The 16,191-nt window shown below is 45.9% G+C and carries 16 protein-coding genes and 1 pseudogene; 11 read left to right on the top strand and 6 right to left on the bottom strand.

The features are described 5' to 3' along the window. Positions 1-89 precede the first annotated feature (89 nt). Together ACI351_RS04275 and ACI351_RS04270 are read left to right on the top strand one after the other, a co-directional pair. Complete coding sequence (locus ACI351_RS04275) at positions 90-656, top strand: 6-pyruvoyl trahydropterin synthase family protein (RefSeq protein WP_439734021.1); 567 nt, start codon at positions 90-92, stop codon at positions 654-656. Between the two features lie 85 nt (positions 657-741). Further along, positions 742-1,179, top strand: a pseudogene (locus ACI351_RS04270) (hypothetical protein); the annotation flags it as partial. A 548-nt stretch (positions 1,180-1,727) separates the two neighbouring features. On the opposite strand, the gene glyS reads toward ACI351_RS04270, so the two are convergent. Next, positions 1,728-3,806 (bottom strand): glycine--tRNA ligase subunit beta, encoded by a 2,079-nt coding sequence (gene glyS, locus ACI351_RS04265; RefSeq protein WP_439734019.1) that lies wholly within the window; start codon positions 3,804-3,806, stop codon positions 1,728-1,730. After that, positions 3,803-4,672: a glycine--tRNA ligase subunit alpha gene (locus ACI351_RS04260; RefSeq protein ID WP_439734020.1), complete on the bottom strand. Its 870-nt coding sequence runs from the start codon at positions 4,670-4,672 to the stop codon at positions 3,803-3,805. Before ACI351_RS04260 ends, glyS begins: the two co-directional genes overlap by 4 nt. Positions 4,673-4,762: 90 nt before the next feature. On the opposite strand from ACI351_RS04260, the gene ACI351_RS04255 reads away from it, so the two are divergent. Beyond that, positions 4,763-5,422, top strand: coding sequence for an HAD family hydrolase (locus tag ACI351_RS04255; RefSeq protein WP_439734018.1), 660 nt, complete (start codon positions 4,763-4,765; stop codon positions 5,420-5,422). 74 nt (positions 5,423-5,496) lie between these two features. Here ACI351_RS04255 and ACI351_RS04250 read toward each other — a convergent pair whose 3' ends face one another. From ACI351_RS04250 to recO, 3 genes are all read right to left on the bottom strand, one after another. After that, a complete protein-coding gene (locus ACI351_RS04250) occupies positions 5,497-6,108 on the bottom strand; it encodes a hypothetical protein (RefSeq protein ID WP_439734017.1) in 612 nt (203 codons plus the stop codon). Between the two features lie 193 nt (positions 6,109-6,301). Then, on the bottom strand, positions 6,302-7,747 hold the full coding sequence (locus ACI351_RS04245) for a hypothetical protein (RefSeq protein ID WP_439734016.1): 1,446 nt from the start codon (positions 7,745-7,747) through the stop codon (positions 6,302-6,304). Positions 7,748-7,815: 68 nt separating this feature from the next. After that, on the bottom strand, positions 7,816-8,544 hold the full coding sequence (gene recO, locus ACI351_RS04240; RefSeq protein WP_439734015.1) for a DNA repair protein RecO: 729 nt from the start codon (positions 8,542-8,544) through the stop codon (positions 7,816-7,818). 145 nt (positions 8,545-8,689) lie between these two features. Here recO and ACI351_RS04235 point away from each other — a divergent pair, with 145 nt between their 5' ends. From ACI351_RS04235 to ACI351_RS04205, 7 genes are all read left to right on the top strand, one after another. Continuing rightward, complete coding sequence (locus ACI351_RS04235) at positions 8,690-9,394, top strand: hypothetical protein (RefSeq protein WP_439734014.1); 705 nt, start codon at positions 8,690-8,692, stop codon at positions 9,392-9,394. A 134-nt stretch (positions 9,395-9,528) separates the two neighbouring features. After that, a complete protein-coding gene (gene rpmH / locus ACI351_RS04230; protein WP_087287867.1) occupies positions 9,529-9,666 on the top strand; it encodes a 50S ribosomal protein L34 in 138 nt (45 codons plus the stop codon). A gap of 5 nt (positions 9,667-9,671) precedes the next feature. Further along, a complete protein-coding gene (gene rnpA / locus ACI351_RS04225) occupies positions 9,672-10,049 on the top strand; it encodes a ribonuclease P protein component (RefSeq protein WP_439734013.1) in 378 nt (125 codons plus the stop codon). An 18-nt stretch (positions 10,050-10,067) separates the two neighbouring features. Then, complete coding sequence (yidD, locus tag ACI351_RS04220; protein WP_439734012.1) at positions 10,068-10,304, top strand: membrane protein insertion efficiency factor YidD; 237 nt, start codon at positions 10,068-10,070, stop codon at positions 10,302-10,304. A 73-nt stretch (positions 10,305-10,377) separates the two neighbouring features. Then, positions 10,378-11,988: a YidC/Oxa1 family insertase periplasmic-domain containing protein gene (locus ACI351_RS04215; protein WP_439734011.1), complete on the top strand. Its 1,611-nt coding sequence runs from the start codon at positions 10,378-10,380 to the stop codon at positions 11,986-11,988. A 19-nt stretch (positions 11,989-12,007) separates the two neighbouring features. After that, on the top strand, positions 12,008-13,360 hold the full coding sequence (gene jag / locus ACI351_RS04210; protein WP_439734010.1) for an RNA-binding cell elongation regulator Jag/EloR: 1,353 nt from the start codon (positions 12,008-12,010) through the stop codon (positions 13,358-13,360). Positions 13,361-13,583: 223 nt separating this feature from the next. Further along, positions 13,584-14,087: a type IV pilin protein gene (locus tag ACI351_RS04205; RefSeq protein ID WP_439734009.1), complete on the top strand. Its 504-nt coding sequence runs from the start codon at positions 13,584-13,586 to the stop codon at positions 14,085-14,087. A gap of 77 nt (positions 14,088-14,164) precedes the next feature. Here ACI351_RS04205 and ACI351_RS04200 read toward each other — a convergent pair whose 3' ends face one another. Continuing rightward, a complete protein-coding gene (locus ACI351_RS04200) occupies positions 14,165-14,722 on the bottom strand; it encodes a flavodoxin family protein (protein WP_439734008.1) in 558 nt (185 codons plus the stop codon). A 121-nt stretch (positions 14,723-14,843) separates the two neighbouring features. Between ACI351_RS04200 and mnmE the strand changes: the two genes are divergently transcribed. Beyond that, on the top strand, positions 14,844-16,190 hold the full coding sequence (mnmE, locus tag ACI351_RS04195; RefSeq protein WP_439734007.1) for a tRNA uridine-5-carboxymethylaminomethyl(34) synthesis GTPase MnmE: 1,347 nt from the start codon (positions 14,844-14,846) through the stop codon (positions 16,188-16,190). Position 16,191 lies beyond the last annotated feature (1 nt).

The raw sequence follows: 16,191 nt of genomic DNA, 5'->3' as shown, positions 1-16,191 counted from the left end.
AATATAAGAAAAATTTTGAAAAAGTAACAATTCTAATTCAGATTTGTTTATGTAGTGCTAAAATAAAAAGAGAAAAAGGAGAGCACATTATGAGATCAATAACAACATTTGATTTACAGTATGCACACCGCTTTTACGGGTTTAAAGGGGAAGCTCAATATTTGCACGGACACACAGGCACGTTAACAATTGAAGTTGAAGATTCTGTGAATATGGGTGTAAATATGGTATTCCCTTGTAATGAAATACAAAAAACCGCTTGGAATATTTTAAAGAATTTTGACCACGCTCTAATTTTAAGAGAAGATGACCCATTATTACCTGCTATCTTAGGAGTATATGAACAACAAGGAATTAGAAATGGAGCCCCTCAAAACACAATGAAGGGCGAAGCTTTTAAAACCGAATTGGCAACAGCTTATCCTGAGTGTAGAGTCGTTGTTACGAAAGAAACTATGACAGTTGAAGGGATGATAAAAATTGTTTATGAACTTTTAAAAGACAAATTAAATATTGCAAAGATTACTTTTACTAGTGGTGTAAATGCTGCAACTTGTGATTTTACAGTAAATAGAACACAAGATCGTTGTCCGTTGTGTGGAATTGCATTGACAACAGAGGGTGTTTGCCCTAAATGTGGTTATAGAAAAAAATAATATATAGGCCTAATTGCCAAAAAAGTTGATAATACCGTCTTAAAAATGATTTTATAGGGAATATGATAAAAAAACGTGTCCCACATGTGATGGTATAGAACTTCGAAAATACGGCAGTAACAACCTACGAAAACAGCGCTATCAGTGTAAATACTGTAGTGCTGTTTTTGTCTTGAAACAAGATGTAACCTCTTATATATATCAAGATTACAGTTTACATCACTATACCATACCGGAACTAGCAAAAAAATATCATTACAGTGAACATACCATCTGGAGACGATTAGATACCTATAAATTTAACAAACCATATCGTACGAATTATACTTTATCAGTAAATTTGGTATTTGATGCCTTCTACTTAAAACGTGGGTATGGCTGGTTAGTGTTTAGGGCTGATGGTAAGACCATACACTACAACAAGATAACCTACGAAAGTATAGACACCATAGCAGCTAATTTAAGTCATTTGGACCGTTTAGGGTACGTACGAGTACAAGAGCATAACCATAGACGGCCGTAAAGGCGTATTAGCGTATTTAAAGATCCATTACCAGAATTACCCATCCAGTACTGTATGTTCCACCAAAAACAGACTATTAGGCAATGTTTAACTAATAACCCTAAAACGCCTTGCGGACAAGAACTAAAAGACATAGCCAACCACTTAAAGGACTATGATACAGATAGTTTATTAGTAAGGTTGAATGAACTAAAACAACAATACAGAGATTTTTTAAAAGAACGAAATGAAGAGGGAAGATATATGCACCGTAGAGTAAGAAGGGCAATACGGAGTTTATATACCAATGCCCCTTACTTATATACTTACAAGAGGTACCCAGAGCTAGAAATACCCGCCACAACTAACAGTTGCGATGGGTATTTTAGCCATATTAAAACCAAGTTAAGGGTACATAATGGGCTAACCGCAAAACATAGGGATAAACTTATTGAGTTTATGCTAAATATCAACTTTTTTGGCAATTAGGCCGGGAATTTTAGATTTTATTATGCATATAAAAAACACCCCCTGCCGGACGGCGGGGGGTGTTTTGCCGGATGCAAATTTTACAGCTTGGTAATGTCGGCCACCGTTTGCGTTAAGTAGCGGCGTACGCGCGCCAAGAGCGCCAGACGGTTGTTTTTTACGGCTTCGTCGTCGGCGTTGACCATCACGTCTTTAAAGAAATTTTCCAGCACTTCTTTAAACGCACCGTACGTTTTGAGTATGTTCAAATATGCTTCTTTGTCGGCAGCCGTATGCACGCGGCAGCCCAGCGAAGCGTCTACTTCCTGAATTTTGTCATACAACGCTTTTTCGGCAGGGAGTTCAAACAGTTTTTCATCCACGTTTTCGTTTACGTCTCCGGCTTTCTTTAAGAGGTTGCACACGCGTTTGGCCGATTCCAGCACAGCGGCAAACTCTTCGCCCGTTTTAACGGTTTCCAATGCGCTGACCAACGCTTCAATCTGCGGCAGCGGCATTTCGTACCAGTTGGACACCGCATCCAACACGCGCGCATTGTGGCCGCGCTGTTCAAGCACCAGGGCCAAACGCTGGAATAAGAAGCCCTGCAGTTGGGCGAGGCCTTTATCCTGCGTTCCTGCGGGGTAAAGGGACGACGCCGTATCCAGCAGTTCTTTTAAGGAAACCTTCATCCCTTTTTCCAGCATAATGCGCACCGCGCCAAACGCTTGGCGGCGCAGGGCGAAGGGATCCTCGCTTCCGGTAGGAATTTGGCCGATTAAAAAGTTTCCCACCAGCGTATCGATTTTTCCCGCCAAGGAAACAATCGCGCCCGCTTCGTCCGACGGCAGTTCAGAGGAGGAGGTCAGTGGATAGTAAAACTCTTTCAAGGCGGTTGCGGCGTCTTTACGGCCTTCTATTTCGGCGTAACAGCCGCCCATATAACCTTGCAGCTCCGGAAATTCGTACACCACGTGGCTGGCAAGGTCGTCATACGCGTGTTGGGCGGCAAAGTCTACCGTTTCTTTTAGCTGTGTTTTGCCCAGTTTTTCACACAAACACGCAGCCAGTTTTTGGGTGCGCTGTGCTTTTTCGTACATTGATCCAAGGCCTTCCAAAAACTGAATGTTTTTCAACTTTTCGTGGAATTTGGCGAGTCCGTCTTTTTTATCGTTTTCAAAAAAGAACACCGCATCGGAAAGGCGGGCGGACATTACTTTTTTAAATCCGTCGGATACTTCGCTCTGGTTGACGGAAATCCCATCGCGCACAGCGATAAAATAGGGCTGCAAATCGCCTGCCTTGTTCACAACGGGGAAGATTTTAATTTGCTTTTTAAGCACCGTAGTAACAAGTTCTTTGGGCAGTGTTAGAAATTTAAGTTCGAAGTCTCCGCCCACGGCCACCGGATGTTCGGTAAACCATACGGTTTCTTGAATTAAATTTTCGTCTAAATCCGCCAAATATCCGCGTACGGCGGCCTCATTGGAAACGGTTTTGATTAACGCTTCTTTGCGTTCTTCGGGCAGCACCAAAACAGGCTGCGGCTGGTTGCGCAGCAGTTCGGCATAATAGGTTTTGTCTGCGTGGGCTACTTTAATCGGTTTGCGCCCAAAGGAAGAAAGCGGATAGGTGTTGCGGTCTGATTTTACGCCGGCGACGGAAAATTTAATCACTTTGTCGCCGTATAAGCCGATAAGAGAACGAATCGGGCGGCCGTAGCGCAGGCCGGATTCTTCCCAAACCATATTTTTGGCAAACTCAAGTCCTGTTACGAGTCGTGTAAAAATTTCCGGCAGAAGTTTAGCTGTTTTTTCGCCCTTAATTTTGATGTTGGCGTAAATAAACGGTCCTTTTTCGGTTTCAACGATGGTTAGTTGTTCGGGTTTTAAACCATTTTTTTGTGCAAATCCCGCGCTTTGGGGGGTAAAGTTTCCGTTGGCATCTTTTAACAGTTTGGCGGGCGGCCCTTTGATTTCTTTTTGTACGTCGGCTGATTTTTCCGCCAAACCTTCAATTACCGTTACCAAACGGCGGTAGGTACCAAAGGTTTCCACGGAGGTGTAATCAATGCGCTTTTCGGCCAATAATTCGGCAGCCAACGTTTCCAGTTGTTTGAGGGCGGGTGCCATAAAGCGGGCGGGTAAATGTTCTACGCCGATTTCCAGTAAAGCGTTCATTTTGCGGCCTCCTGTTCTTCTTTCTTTTCCACGCTTTCTATATAAGCTTTGGCGCAGGCTTTGGCCAAGTTACGGATTTTCGTAATGTTGTTTGTGCGGTCAGACACGGAAATCGCGCCGCGCGCTTCAAGCATATTGAAATATTGGGAAAGTTTCATCGCGTCGTCGTATGCCGGAAGGTATAATCCTTTTTTGCACAGTTTAAAACATTCTTCTTCACATTCCTGAATGTAGCGGCGTAAACGTTCGGGGTCGGTTTCTTCAAAATAATAGTGGGAAAACTGGCGTTCTTCTTCGTGGCGCACGTCGCGGTAAGTTATTTCTTCGTTCCAACGCAGGTCGAACACATTATCCACTTTTTGACAGTACATCGCAATACGCTCTAGTCCGTATGTAATTTCCACCGTAATCGGGTTTAACGCGTATCCGGCCATATTCTGAAAATAGGTAAACTGCGTAATTTCCATACCATCTAGCCAGATTTCCCAGCCGACGCCGGAGGCGCCCAAGGTGGGGGATTGCCAGTCGTCCTCAATCCAGCGCACATCGTGCTGTTTGGGGTCAAGGCCGATGGCTTTTAGGGAATTTAAATAAATCTCCTGAATGTTGGCCGGAGCAGGCTTCATAATAACTTGATATTGGTAGTATTTGCCCAGACGGTTGGGGTTTTCACCGTAACGGCCGTCAGCGGGACGGCGGCAGGGTTCCACGTATGCGCGGTTGACGGGTTTTTTTGTCAGCGATCCAAAAAAGGTTTCGGGGTTGTACGTCCCCGCGCCTTTTTCCAAGTCGTAGGGCTGAACGAGGATGCAGCCTTGTTTAGTCCAGTAATGGTTGAGTGCGGATATCATATCCTGAAAATTCATACCGTATTTCATAAGCAACTATATTATATAAAATAAAAAAGACCTCGGACATTTGTGTATACCCACGGGAAATTTATACAATAATATAATATGATTTCAACCGTAATTTTTGATATGGACGGTTTACTTTTCAGTACTGAGCCGATCTATTTCGAATGTTATCAGAAAGCCGCCGCCGAAGATGGTTTAAGCTTTAGTTTTGAATTGTTTGAAACCTGTGTCGGAATGAGCAGTAAAGATGCGGGGGCGCTTATCAAACACCATTTTGGTCCGCATTTTGATGTAGAAAAGCTCTACCGGCGCACCTATGCCCATTTTGAAGATTATGTGGCGTCTGGCAAAGAAATAGAGTTCCGTCCAGGGGCTAAGGAAGCCGTAGAATTTTTTTATAAACGCGGTTGCAAAGTAGCGTTAGCTTCCAGCAATATCCGCCGCTGGGTAGACTATTTGTTGGAACAGAAGGAAATTGCACGGTATTTTTCTTCCATTACGACGTCTGATGATGTTTCTAATCCCAAGCCAGATCCAGAAGTGTATTTGAAAACAGCCCAAAAGCTGGGGGTGGATGTGTCGGAGTGTTTGGCGTTTGAAGACTCTATTGCCGGTGCGACGGCCGCCATTTCTGCCGGAATGCGCACTTGCGTGGTTCCTCAAATTAAAAAGCCCAATTCTTTCGTGCGGCAACGCGCGTTTAAGCTCTATCATTCTCTAAAAGATATCTATTCGGATATGGACGAGTTGTTATCGTAACCGACAGAATTTGAAGGTAAAAAACACACTAAAAAGCCGCCCGGTAACGGGGCGGCTTTTTGCTGTAGATTTGTTTACCGTACGTTTAATTCATACCATTTGCCGGTTAAAAATTCTTCTAAATCGGCAGGGTCGTTGTATACAAACGAAATTATTTTCTTTTGGACGTCTACCCACAGCAGAACTTCTGCGGCGGAGGAATTTGCCTGTAAGGTAAGGAATAAACCCTGTTTATATTTCCGTGCACTAACGGGATTTGCGGTACCGTCGCAAAAAGCCAAGAATTGTTTGAAATCTGCCGCTTGTATTTGGTAAAGATCGCGTGCAACGGGGACTGCCAGCTCATAACCTTGAAATAACGGGTTTGTAGCAAGCAGGGCTTTGAGACGGTTGTAATTGTTTTTTGCTTGGGAAACTTTGTCCTTAGGGAGTTGGGTAAACTCTTTTTGCATCGTTTTTTTTACTTCACTCTGAGCTTTAATACGGTTAATTTGAAGACCTATGCCGCCCAGACCTAAAACCGAAATTAGGCTGTCAATGCGGTGGTTTTCTTGTTTCAGCACTTGCTGCCACGAAACGTTTATATGCGTTTGGGCTTCCGTGCGGGCCGGTATCAGCAGCGCCGCCAATAAAACGGCACAGTATATGAATGTCCATTTATAGGGGGTAAGAATATCTTTTATCATAATTAGTATTATCCGAAAATAAAACCGAATTGACAAGGGTTTTTTGCCCCAAAAAGTTTTAGGGCTTTTGGTGCGCAGGGGCGTTATCTGCTGGGGTTACTCGTCCGTTTGCTACATTAAAAAACGCCATTCTTGTCGACGGTATTGTTTTTTTCAACTGTTGTTCTGGCTTGGGTTCGGAGACGTCCACCCATTAACCGACGCACCTGTATCGTTTTTTCAATTGTTGTTCTAGCTTGGGGGATTCTGTTTCAATCAAATACTCCAATTGTTCTTTTGTAACGGATACGCTGTCCAAACAATCAATATTGGGCGGAATTTGATTCACATATACGCGGCCTAATTGTTCCGAATAGCACCATTGGGTTAGCGTGCTTTTTTGGAGAGCATCCGCCAAAATCCGTGAGCTTTGTATACAGTTTTCTTTTAACTCTGACAGTTCATAATCGTTTCCTTCTACGGTTTCTTCCTGACTGTTTAACAGATATTCTATTTGCCGGCGCAGGATTTTATGTAACGAACGCCAAGTTCCCCAACGGGGGTCAAATGCTTCCATCATTCCTTGTTTTACTTGCTCGGAGTCTGCAAGCATTAGATTAGCATAGTCGTTAAACCAATTTTCCACAGGGGAAAAAAGCACGGGAAGGTGTAAAGCAATAACGTTGTTTGTGGTGTACGACGAGTTGAAACGATGAACGCTTCTGGCGGAATGAACGGCGTTTATAGCAGCTTGGCGCGGCTCAACATTTAAATGCGGTAACAGGGTATAATACATCTGTTCAGTGCTTCCTGTCATTATGTCCGAAGAAGCCACCAAATAGGTAATATTTTTGTATTTTGACAGTTGGTACAAATTGTAAAGAGAGGCCATATGACAGGAGGCCAAGTCTAAGATGTCCAACGATAACCCTGTCTCTTGCAGAGAGGATAAAATGTGTTCCATATCCATCCAGCCGTTCTCTCCATAGAACATATCAAAACCGCTGCCGTGTCCATCAATAATTACGGCGGAATAAACGTCTTGGGTATTTTGGAAATGTTCAAAAAGCGGGGAGAGTAACTCCGCTGTATTTACGGTAGAATCGGCGGTTATTTTTTCTGTTACCGGTTTAGTTTTTCCCATATACAAAAAATAGAAAACGGCAGGATAATCTTGTGCAGGGGAAGGGGTTTCTTTTTGGGGGGATTGGTTTGCTGTGTGCGGGGTAATGTCCAAAACAGCAGCGTGGCGCAAATCTCCGTTGGCAATTTTTTGACGCAGAATATTCAACGTTTCGGACAACGGACGGTTTCTGTCCGCTAAAAACAGGGCGACTTGCCATTGTTTTTTAGGATCTCGGACGGCTTTTCGTTGTGAGATGTACGCCTTTTGTATTTTTGGGGTCAAATCACTTGGCGGCAAAGAAGCCGTTATATCCGCAGGTATAGCAGCGGAAGAAAATGTTTTATCAGCTATGATAGCGTGTTCTGTGGTAATCTTTCTCGCTTGTTGTGCGCGGGAGAAAACCATAGATATTTCCTGTCGGAAATTGTGCTGATTTACCATGCGGAGAGTTTGCTGCTCTTCAGCGGTATTTATTTGGGTGAAAGCGGATAAAAAGGAAAATAGTAAAACAGTAGATAAAAGAGCCTTTTTCATAGTTTCTCCTTATCTTAATTTTATATGGAACTTTGTATGGGCACAAGGGTATTTAGACCTAGATGCATTTAGGTCTTTTGGTAAGTGGACGGGTGGCTGTCGCGGGCGGCTTCCGCTTTGTTTACTCCTGCCGGCTCCGTTTCAAACACATTCTGCGAGTCCTGTTCCAACGTAAAATTGCGCAGGGTGTTTAACGGATAGGTCAGATAACGGTTCAAAAATCGCCGGCAGACGCTGTTGCATTTAGACAGAGACAGCAATTCTTCCGGTTCGGTGAATTGTAAGGCGGAGAAATCGTCCTCGTGTATTTTGCGCCAAAATTCGGATGAAATGTTCAGTACAGGGTGATCAAGTCCGAATCCGGCCAAGGCCATTAGTCTGAGTGTAAACGCAGCTTGAAAGGCGGAAGTAACTTCTCCGTATTCCAGTTCGGTAAGTGCTTTGCACAATAGTTCGAATTTTGCTTCGTTCGGTTGGTGCAGGGGAGTCAATCTTAACACGAGCTCACACAGGTGCATAGCCAATACAGATCTCTTGAGATGTGTGCGGATATTAGGGAAAATGTTGGATATTTTACCGCCCGTTACCGTGCCGATTACTCCGCCCCGCCGCACATAAATGCGGTAATCTCCAAAAGCAAAAGGTTCGCTTAAGGCTTTCAGTTTTCCGGCCGGACGCATCACCCCGGGCAGGCGCGCATTAATGCGCCCGTGTTCGCGAGTGTAGAGGGAAACGATACGGTCTGTTTCGCGAAATTCTTGACGGAACAAAACAATGCCGGAGTCGGTAAATATCATACTGTTATAAGCATAGCATATTATGTTGCCTTGCGCGAGTAGACCCATAGACCTAGGATGGAATGGGTCTTTTGGCTCTGGTTTAGTGGGTGTAAAACAGGTATCATATATATAATAAATTTACTTTTCAGCGAGTGTGATTCATATGAAAACAATGACAGCTGTAATCGGATTGTGTGTATTTTGTACGGTATCTTCTTTTGCACAAGGAAACCTGTTGAAAGTCGTGCAAAGAGGCGTGGTTCGTGCAGGGTTTGTGCAAAAGAAATCACTTGTTTCGGTAGTAAACGGTTATTTACGCACGCCGAATGTTACCCATTTTTCGCTTCCCACGGGGGAAACTATGCGTGCGGTGCGTTTTTCCCGCAATATTACCCTAACAAAAGAAAATTTATTTGTTCCCAAAGGTTCTTTGGCTGTGGTAAATCCGGCGGGAAAAATTACCCTTTACGCGCCGGAGGAGGTTTTGCCGGCTGATATTCAAGCGGGGCTGGAGGCTGCCGCCCCTAAATTACTGGATTGTGTGCTGGAACCTGTAGCGGAACCGAGTGCCAAACCTTGGACCGGAAAATTGTTCTACGATAATCAAATCGATTTAGCCAAAGATATTGATGCTTATTATGAAGGAAAAGCGGAAGAAACGATTTTTAACCGTGTAACGCAGCAAGAAGGCAAAGTCTACCGTATTCCGTCCGGCGAGATTCATTATCAGCCCGCAGGCAATACCGGCAGCTACTTAGATCCCAATAAAGATTTGATTCTTTTTTATCCCGCCAAAAACGAGGGGCAAGTCCTTTTGAATGGGCTAACGAGCGATACTTGGCGGATGTGTTGTATACCCTATCCGTAGGAGTTTTTGCAAAGAACGGCAAGAAAAGCTATAATATCAATATGTTTCATACAGAAACCATTTTAAATTAATTAGAGGAGATACGTTTTTTCCAGTTCGCACGGCGGGCCAGAATTAACGTATATTAAAGAGATATGTTACCGACTTACAGACCTAACAAAAGAAGACGTGCCAAACACATCGGATTCCGTGCCAGAATGGCTACTGCCGGCGGCAGAAAAGTGCTCAGCGCCAGAAGAGCCAAAGGCCGCCACGAACTCATCAGAGCCTAAGTTTTATGCAGCCCAACGGTCTGCCGCGTTTGTGCCGCCTGCACCTTAAAAGAGATTTTGAGGAGATTATTCGGGGCGGCATTAAACTGCAGTACAACGGAGTTGTGCTGTGGGCACGGGCTGGTGCGCGGGAGGATTCGCGTCCGGTCCGGTTTGCGGTGGTGGTATCCAGAAAAATGGGTCCGGCGGTTGTGCGCAACCGCGCCAAAAGGCTGCTGCGGGAAGCTTTCAGACTGAACAGGAAAAATATTTTATCGGGAACGGACATTATCGTAAGTCCCCGCGACGGCGAAAAGCTGAGCAACGTGCACGCGGCGCAGGATGCGCTTATGACACTATGTGGAAGAGCCGCATTGCTCGGTCCCTCTTCAGAAAACGCGTAATTTGATTATTGAAGAGTTATGAATAAAATTTCGCTTTTATTTAAAAATTTATCGCTTTGGCTGCTTCGGGCGTTTATGCTTTTTGTGCGTCCGTTATTAGGCCCGAAAGGGGTTTGCCGGTTTACGCCGACCTGCAGCCAATATGCGTATCAAGCGGTTTGCAAATACGGCGCCTTTAAAGGGGCGTGGCTGGCCGCAAAGCGGGTGTTGAAATGTCACCCGTTTCATTCGGGCGGATACGATCCGCTCCCTTAATCTTTTCCCAACGTCTGTTCTTTCCGCCTCCGGCAAGGAGGTCGCTTTTTGCCGGGAATCCAACAGGAGTTTTATGAACCGACAGTTTTTAATTACCGCAATGCTATTTTTGCTGGTAATTACCGGTTACAACCAGTTTGTAGCCTTGCCTCGGGCGCGCGCTGCGCAGGAAGCGGCCGAAGCCCAGCTGAAAAAAACAACCGAAGAAACCTCCAAAGATTCCGCCTCTGCGGCTTTGCTTGTTTCTTCTTCCGCTTCCGTAATTGCCAAAGAAGCCCCCAAACCCAAGCCCGAAGAACTTTTTACGCTCTCTCTGCCACAGGCGGAAGTTACGTTCTCTTCTAAAGGCGCGGGTATTAAAACATATTTGTTCAAAGACGTAATTTCCGATGTAGACCTAACCCCTTATGAAGGAGTGGGATATTTTGCCACAATGCCGCAAATAGATTTTACCGAATTTGCGCGGACAAAAAATTCCATTACCTTTACGGGGGATATCGTCTCCGGTCTTGTGGTTTCCAAAACATACCGCTTTAACGAAAACGGTATTAATAACCTGAGCATTACTTTTGAAAACCGCACCAATCAAACCTTCACGCTGGGCCAGTGGGATTACAACTTTGGCCCCGGCCTTGCGACGGTAAAAAGCGAAATGAAGGACAATGAGCGCGAGTCAAAAGCTGTGTATCTTGTGCAGGAAGAAGGGAAAAAGAAGCCTACCTTGGAGACCTTTACCCAAAAGTCCAAACAGCCGGAATTGCCGTGGATTTGGGCCGGTGTGGAAAACCGCTATTTTCTAGCGGTGCTGATTCCGCAAGGCTGGAAAGCGGGCGATTTCGCCGCGGATAAACCCGTTATCGGCAAACAGGACGGTATGTTGTGGGGATTATTCGGACAAGATGATTTGACGGGTCCGCAATTTACGGTCTCCGTTCCTCCGGCCGTATTGGAAGCCAAATCTAAATTGGAATATAATTCCGATTTTTATTTCGGTCCGAAAGATTATCAGCAGTTTTTGGAGTTGCCGTATCATCTGGATCGCAGCATCGCATTCGGCTTTTTCGGCGCGCTCGGAAAAATTGCCCGCAACGTCTTGGAGACGTTCTACGGCTGGACGGGTAACTACGGTGTGGCGATTATTATGATGACGGTCCTGCTGCAGGCGATTTTATTCAAGTTTACCTTGATGCAGTTTAAATCGGCCGCGCAGATGAAAAAAATCCAGCCCGAAATAAAGCGTTTGCAGGAAAAATACAAAGGCGACGGACAAGCCTTGAACAAAGCCACTTTGGAGTTATACCAAAAGCATAAGGTTAATCCTTTGGCCGGTTGCTTGCCGCTGCTTATTCAGCTGCCTATCTTTTTGGCTCTGTTCAACGCGCTGCGTACGTCGTGGGCACTTCACGGAGCAAAATTCGTATTTTGGCTGACGGATTTGTCGTCTAAAGATCCGTATTATATTTTGCCCGTATTGATGGGAGCGGTAATGTTTTTTCAGCAAAAGGGGAATATCCCTGCGGGAACGGATCCTTCCCAAGCTGCGATGTTTAAATATATGCCGCTTATTTTCACGCTGCTGTTTATGAATTTCCCGTCGGGGCTGGTGCTGTACTGGCTGACCAACAGCCTGCTGTCGTACGGCATTCAGACGTTTGTCAATCGTAAACTGGCGAAAGCCAATTAAATTTAAGGAGCATTTTACTATGCCGATGAAAATTAAAGTACAAGCTAAAGAAGTGGCCGATGCTATTGCAAAAGGCCTAAAAGAAATGGGTTTAAGAAGAGATCAAGTGGAAGTTACGGTTTTGGAAACGCCTAGAAAAGGTTTTTTGGGAATCGGTTCCCGTCCTGCTGTGGTGGAACTTCGCCAGAAACGCTGGACGTCCGCTAACCTTGACGCGCAAATTTATATGGACGTGCCGAAACGCAAAAATAAACCTGCCCGCGGCGGACACAACAACCGAAAAGAACGCAGCGATTTCCGTTGCGGCAAACATAGTGGCCGCCGTGCGGAACGTGTTGTGGCGCGCGAACCGCGCGAAAAAACACCCAAAGCCAACGAAGTACAGTTGCTTCCGTGTGATGCTATCCGTAACGCAGTCATTCCGGAACACTTGAAAGCTCCTATGCAAGAGGCTAAAGAATATTTGGATAAAGTGCTCACCCAGATGGGCGTAAAGACCGAAAATTTGAATGTTTGGTGGGATGAAAAACAACAGCGTATTCTGTTGACGTTTGACTGCGATCATCCGGCTATTGTTATCGGTAAAGAAGGAAAAACCTTGGAAGCTATCCAATACCTGTGCACCTTGGCGCTGAGCCGTCATTTTGACAAACCGATCTCCGTCATTACCGATACGCAAAATTATTGGAGAAAAGCGGAAGATAAGATAGACGCCGAAATTGAAAAAGGGATTGATATGATTAAACACGGTCACAGTGTATTCCGCTTCCGCCCGATGAGCGCGCAGCTGCGCCGTTATATCCACCGCGCCGTGGAAGGAAATGAATTTGTATCCACTGCTTCCGAAGGAGAGGGGAAATGGCGCAAGGTAACTTTCCGTCCAACAGCCAAAGCCACCGAAGCGTTTAACGCAAACAAAGCTCCGGCGGATTTTGTGCCCGGCGTAATCGGCGAAGATGTGCCGGAAGTTCCGTCCGAAACACCGGCGCAGGAAGCTGTAGTGCAGGCAGAAGCCGAAAAAGAAATGCAAGCATATCACGAATCGTGCTCCTGCTGCGGCGGAGAAGAACACGCGTGCGAAGCGTGCGGCGAAACCGTGCAGCCCTCGTCGGACGAAACCGCGGTTTCTCCCGTTGAGGCGGTCCCTGCCGCGGAATCCGCTGTTGTTCAAACGGAAGAAACAGTTGCCGAAATTCCTGTGGAAACAGTCGCACAAACGCCCGTAGAAACGGTAGCCGATGATGCGCAGGGCGCTACCTGTCAGGCGGAAATTGCCCGCAACTGCGTAGAAGGCGAAGAACAGACTGGCTGTGCGTGCGGGCCGCTCTTTGAAACGGTGCAGACGGAAGAAAAGACGGAAGAACAAAAATAAATTTTGTTAGGCTGTATTAATCCCCGATTTCTGAGTGGAATCGGGGATTTTTTTGCAGGTTTTCAAGTTTCTAAAGAGGGTTGACCCGTTTTTTTTTTTTGATAACATAAGGTTATCCCGAAAGGTTTTTGTTTGGGAATTCCTGATTGCGTGTTGTTGGCTTAAAATCGGTAGATGCTGAGCAGAAACGACTCAGGATGACTTTTTTGATAGGAGAAATAAAATGAAAGGTTTTACGTTTTGTCGTCACCCTGAACTTGTTTCAGGGTCCAGTAAAAAAGGGTTCACATTAATTGAATTGTTGGTTGTTGTTTTAATTATCGGTATTTTGTCGTCAGTTGCCTTGCCTCAATACCAAAAAGCCGTATTTAAAAGCCGCACCGCGGAAGCTTGGGTGAACTTGAAGAATCTGAATATGGCAGGAACTGCGTATTGCTTGGAAAACCCTAATTCTGTTGGGAGCATACAGGATTTGTCTATTGACCTCGCTGAATCCAAGAATTTTTTTTATAACGGGAGCATTCGCTGTCCTTCGCCAGTTTTTTCGGCCTATTATGTGAATAATCCGCAGGTAACTTTATGGTTAAATCCCCAAACTGGCCGCCGTTCTTGTACTGCTAGTAACGATGGTTGCCAACAATTAGGTTTTACCAAAACGGCTTCGGCTTCAACTATTTGTACTTGTGGGGTAGATTTTGGTGCTTCCAGTTGCTATTATGCCGATTAACTACTTATGTGCTTAATGAGTGAAACATATTTAAGACGCCCGAGGCAATTTCCCTCGGGCGTTTAGCTTTTTTCCCACTATATTGTTTTACCCAGTTCCAACGCTTCTTTTAATTTTCCCGTATTAATAATTTCTCCCGCCTCCCATGTTTTGCCCGCCAGTACACGTCCGCGGTCCGTCCATTTTAAGTAATCGGCGATAGATTTATACGTCGCTTTCAGCCCGTCAAAATCGCCGTCTTCTTCAGTGCCCTCAGCGGCGCATAATAGTACACATTCTTTGATTTTCAGCTTGCGCTTGGCGTTAGGTTTCATATAGCTGTAAAGCTTATCCACCGCCGCCTTTAACTGTGCGCTCATCGTAAACCAATAAAGCGGCGTGCAGAGTACCAGCACATCGGCTTCTTCCAGCATCGGGGCGAGCCGGTCGGAAAAATCATCTTTAAAAATGCAGGGTTTGTCATTGGTCCAGCATTTGTCGCAGGCTTTGCAGGGATCAACGGGATGAAAGGCGGTCTCAAATACTTGGACGGAATGTCCGGCGCTTTTGGCCCCTTGAATAAACGCGTCGGCCAGCAGGGCGGAATTGCCCAGTTGGCGGGGGCTTCCGGTAAGAAGTAAAATGTTTTTGCTCATATAAAATCCTCCCAACAAATTTTACCATAAAACAGCGCCGTCGAAAAACCCCGTTTTTCCGTCGGATAAATTTGCGCCAAAAAACCCCCAAAAACGGGGCCAAAATTGATAAAATAAAATTATGCAATCCACGATCTGCGCGTTGGCAACGGGAATGGGCGGAGCGGTCGCTGTAGTTAGGACGAGCGGTCCCGCCGTTTTGCGTATCTTAAATACCCTTACCCGCCGTCAAAATTGGGAACCCCGCAAACAGATTTTTTGTACGATTTACGACGGCGAATCGGTGCTGGATAAAGCGCTTGTTACCTATTTTCCCAATCCGCATTCGTTTACAGGGGAGGACGTGGCGGAGTTTGCCGTGCACGCCTCGCCCTATATCAAAGGCCGTTTGTTAGAACTTTTATGCGCTGCCGGAGCCGTACCCGCCAAGCGGGGGGAATTTTCCCAGCGGGCATTTTTAAACGGCAAAATGGATCTAATAGAAGCGCAGGGATTGTGCGATTTAATTGCTTCAGGCAATAAAGCGTCGCACCGGTTGGCAATAGCGGGATTAGACGGCGCGCTCAGCGCGCGCATTGCCGCAATGCGTAACAAACTAACCGAACTCTTGGCGCAGATTGAAGTACGTTTAGACGACGTAGACGAGGAAATGACTCCCTTGTCGGACGAATTTATCCGCACGGAAATTAACAGTGTGCTTGTGTATATCAAATCCTTGGCGGATACTTTTTCCGTCGGAAGGCTGATTAAAGACGGCCTGCGCGCAGCGATTGTGGGTGCGCCCAACGGCGGCAAATCCAGCCTGCTTAACGCGCTTGTTGGGTTTGACCGCGCAATCGTGGCCGACGCGTGCGGCACCACGCGCGACACGGTGGAAGAAACCCTTGAAATAAACGGCCAAAAAATAATTTTAACTGATACTGCCGGTATTCGCGGACACGCATTAGACCCCGCAGAGCAGGAGGGTATGCGCCGCAGTGCGCGTGCAATGCAAAGCGCGGACGTCATTTTGTTTGTGCTGGACGCCTCCCGCGCACTGACAGACGAAGAACGTGCGCTTTGGAATGACATCCGCCGGACGGGCAAGCGTACGCTTATCGTACTTAATAAAACGGATTTACCTTATCAGCCGTGCCAACTGGAACAGGCGGAACCATACGCGGTATTACCTGTTTCGTGCAAAACGGGCAGCGGGATTGACGCACTTAAAAAAGCCATAGTGCGTGATACGGACGAAGCACACACCGCCGACGGACTGATGATTTCCAACTTGCGTCATTACGAGTCGCTTCTGCGCGCACAGACGGAACTGGAAAGTGCTCTTTTACGGCTGTCCGCCAACGCGGGGGGAGAAATTTACGCCGAGCATTTGCGCGGTGCTATTCTCCATTTAAAAGATTTAATCGGAGAGGTTACGCCGGACGACGTGTTAGGCGTTATTTTTTCCAAGTTCTGTATGGGAAAATAGT

Origin of the sequence: Candidatus Avelusimicrobium sp., from assembly GCF_051874775.1 — a bacterium.
Lineage (GTDB): Bacteria > Elusimicrobiota > Elusimicrobia > Elusimicrobiales > Elusimicrobiaceae > Avelusimicrobium.
The sequence above is the reverse complement of the archived record's forward strand: the minus strand, read 5'-3'. Positions and strand labels throughout refer to the sequence as shown.

Excerpts from the sequence above, each read along its gene's own strand:
- ACI351_RS04235 (WP_439734014.1), top strand. The coding sequence starts at position 8,690 with ATGAAAACAATGACAGCTGTAATCGGATTGTGTGTATTTTGTACGGTA.
- ACI351_RS04205 (WP_439734009.1), top strand. The coding sequence starts at position 13,584 with ATGAAAGGTTTTACGTTTTGTCGTCACCCTGAACTTGTTTCAGGGTCC.
- rnpA (WP_439734013.1), top strand. The coding sequence starts at position 9,672 with ATGCAGCCCAACGGTCTGCCGCGTTTGTGCCGCCTGCACCTTAAAAGA.
- yidD (WP_439734012.1), top strand. The coding sequence starts at position 10,068 with ATGAATAAAATTTCGCTTTTATTTAAAAATTTATCGCTTTGGCTGCTT.
- rpmH (WP_087287867.1), top strand. The coding sequence starts at position 9,529 with ATGTTACCGACTTACAGACCTAACAAAAGAAGACGTGCCAAACACATC.
- ACI351_RS04215 (WP_439734011.1), top strand. The coding sequence starts at position 10,378 with ATGAACCGACAGTTTTTAATTACCGCAATGCTATTTTTGCTGGTAATT.
- glyS (WP_439734019.1), bottom strand. The coding sequence starts at position 3,806 with ATGAACGCTTTACTGGAAATCGGCGTAGAACATTTACCCGCCCGCTTT.
- ACI351_RS04245 (WP_439734016.1), bottom strand. The coding sequence starts at position 7,747 with ATGAAAAAGGCTCTTTTATCTACTGTTTTACTATTTTCCTTTTTATCC.
- jag (WP_439734010.1), top strand. The coding sequence starts at position 12,008 with ATGCCGATGAAAATTAAAGTACAAGCTAAAGAAGTGGCCGATGCTATT.
- recO (WP_439734015.1), bottom strand. The coding sequence starts at position 8,544 with ATGATATTTACCGACTCCGGCATTGTTTTGTTCCGTCAAGAATTTCGC.
- ACI351_RS04275 (WP_439734021.1), top strand. The coding sequence starts at position 90 with ATGAGATCAATAACAACATTTGATTTACAGTATGCACACCGCTTTTAC.
- ACI351_RS04250 (WP_439734017.1), bottom strand. The coding sequence starts at position 6,108 with ATGATAAAAGATATTCTTACCCCCTATAAATGGACATTCATATACTGT.
- ACI351_RS04260 (WP_439734020.1), bottom strand. The coding sequence starts at position 4,672 with ATGAATTTTCAGGATATGATATCCGCACTCAACCATTACTGGACTAAA.
- mnmE (WP_439734007.1), top strand. The coding sequence starts at position 14,844 with ATGCAATCCACGATCTGCGCGTTGGCAACGGGAATGGGCGGAGCGGTC.
- ACI351_RS04255 (WP_439734018.1), top strand. The coding sequence starts at position 4,763 with ATGATTTCAACCGTAATTTTTGATATGGACGGTTTACTTTTCAGTACT.
- ACI351_RS04200 (WP_439734008.1), bottom strand. The coding sequence starts at position 14,722 with ATGAGCAAAAACATTTTACTTCTTACCGGAAGCCCCCGCCAACTGGGC.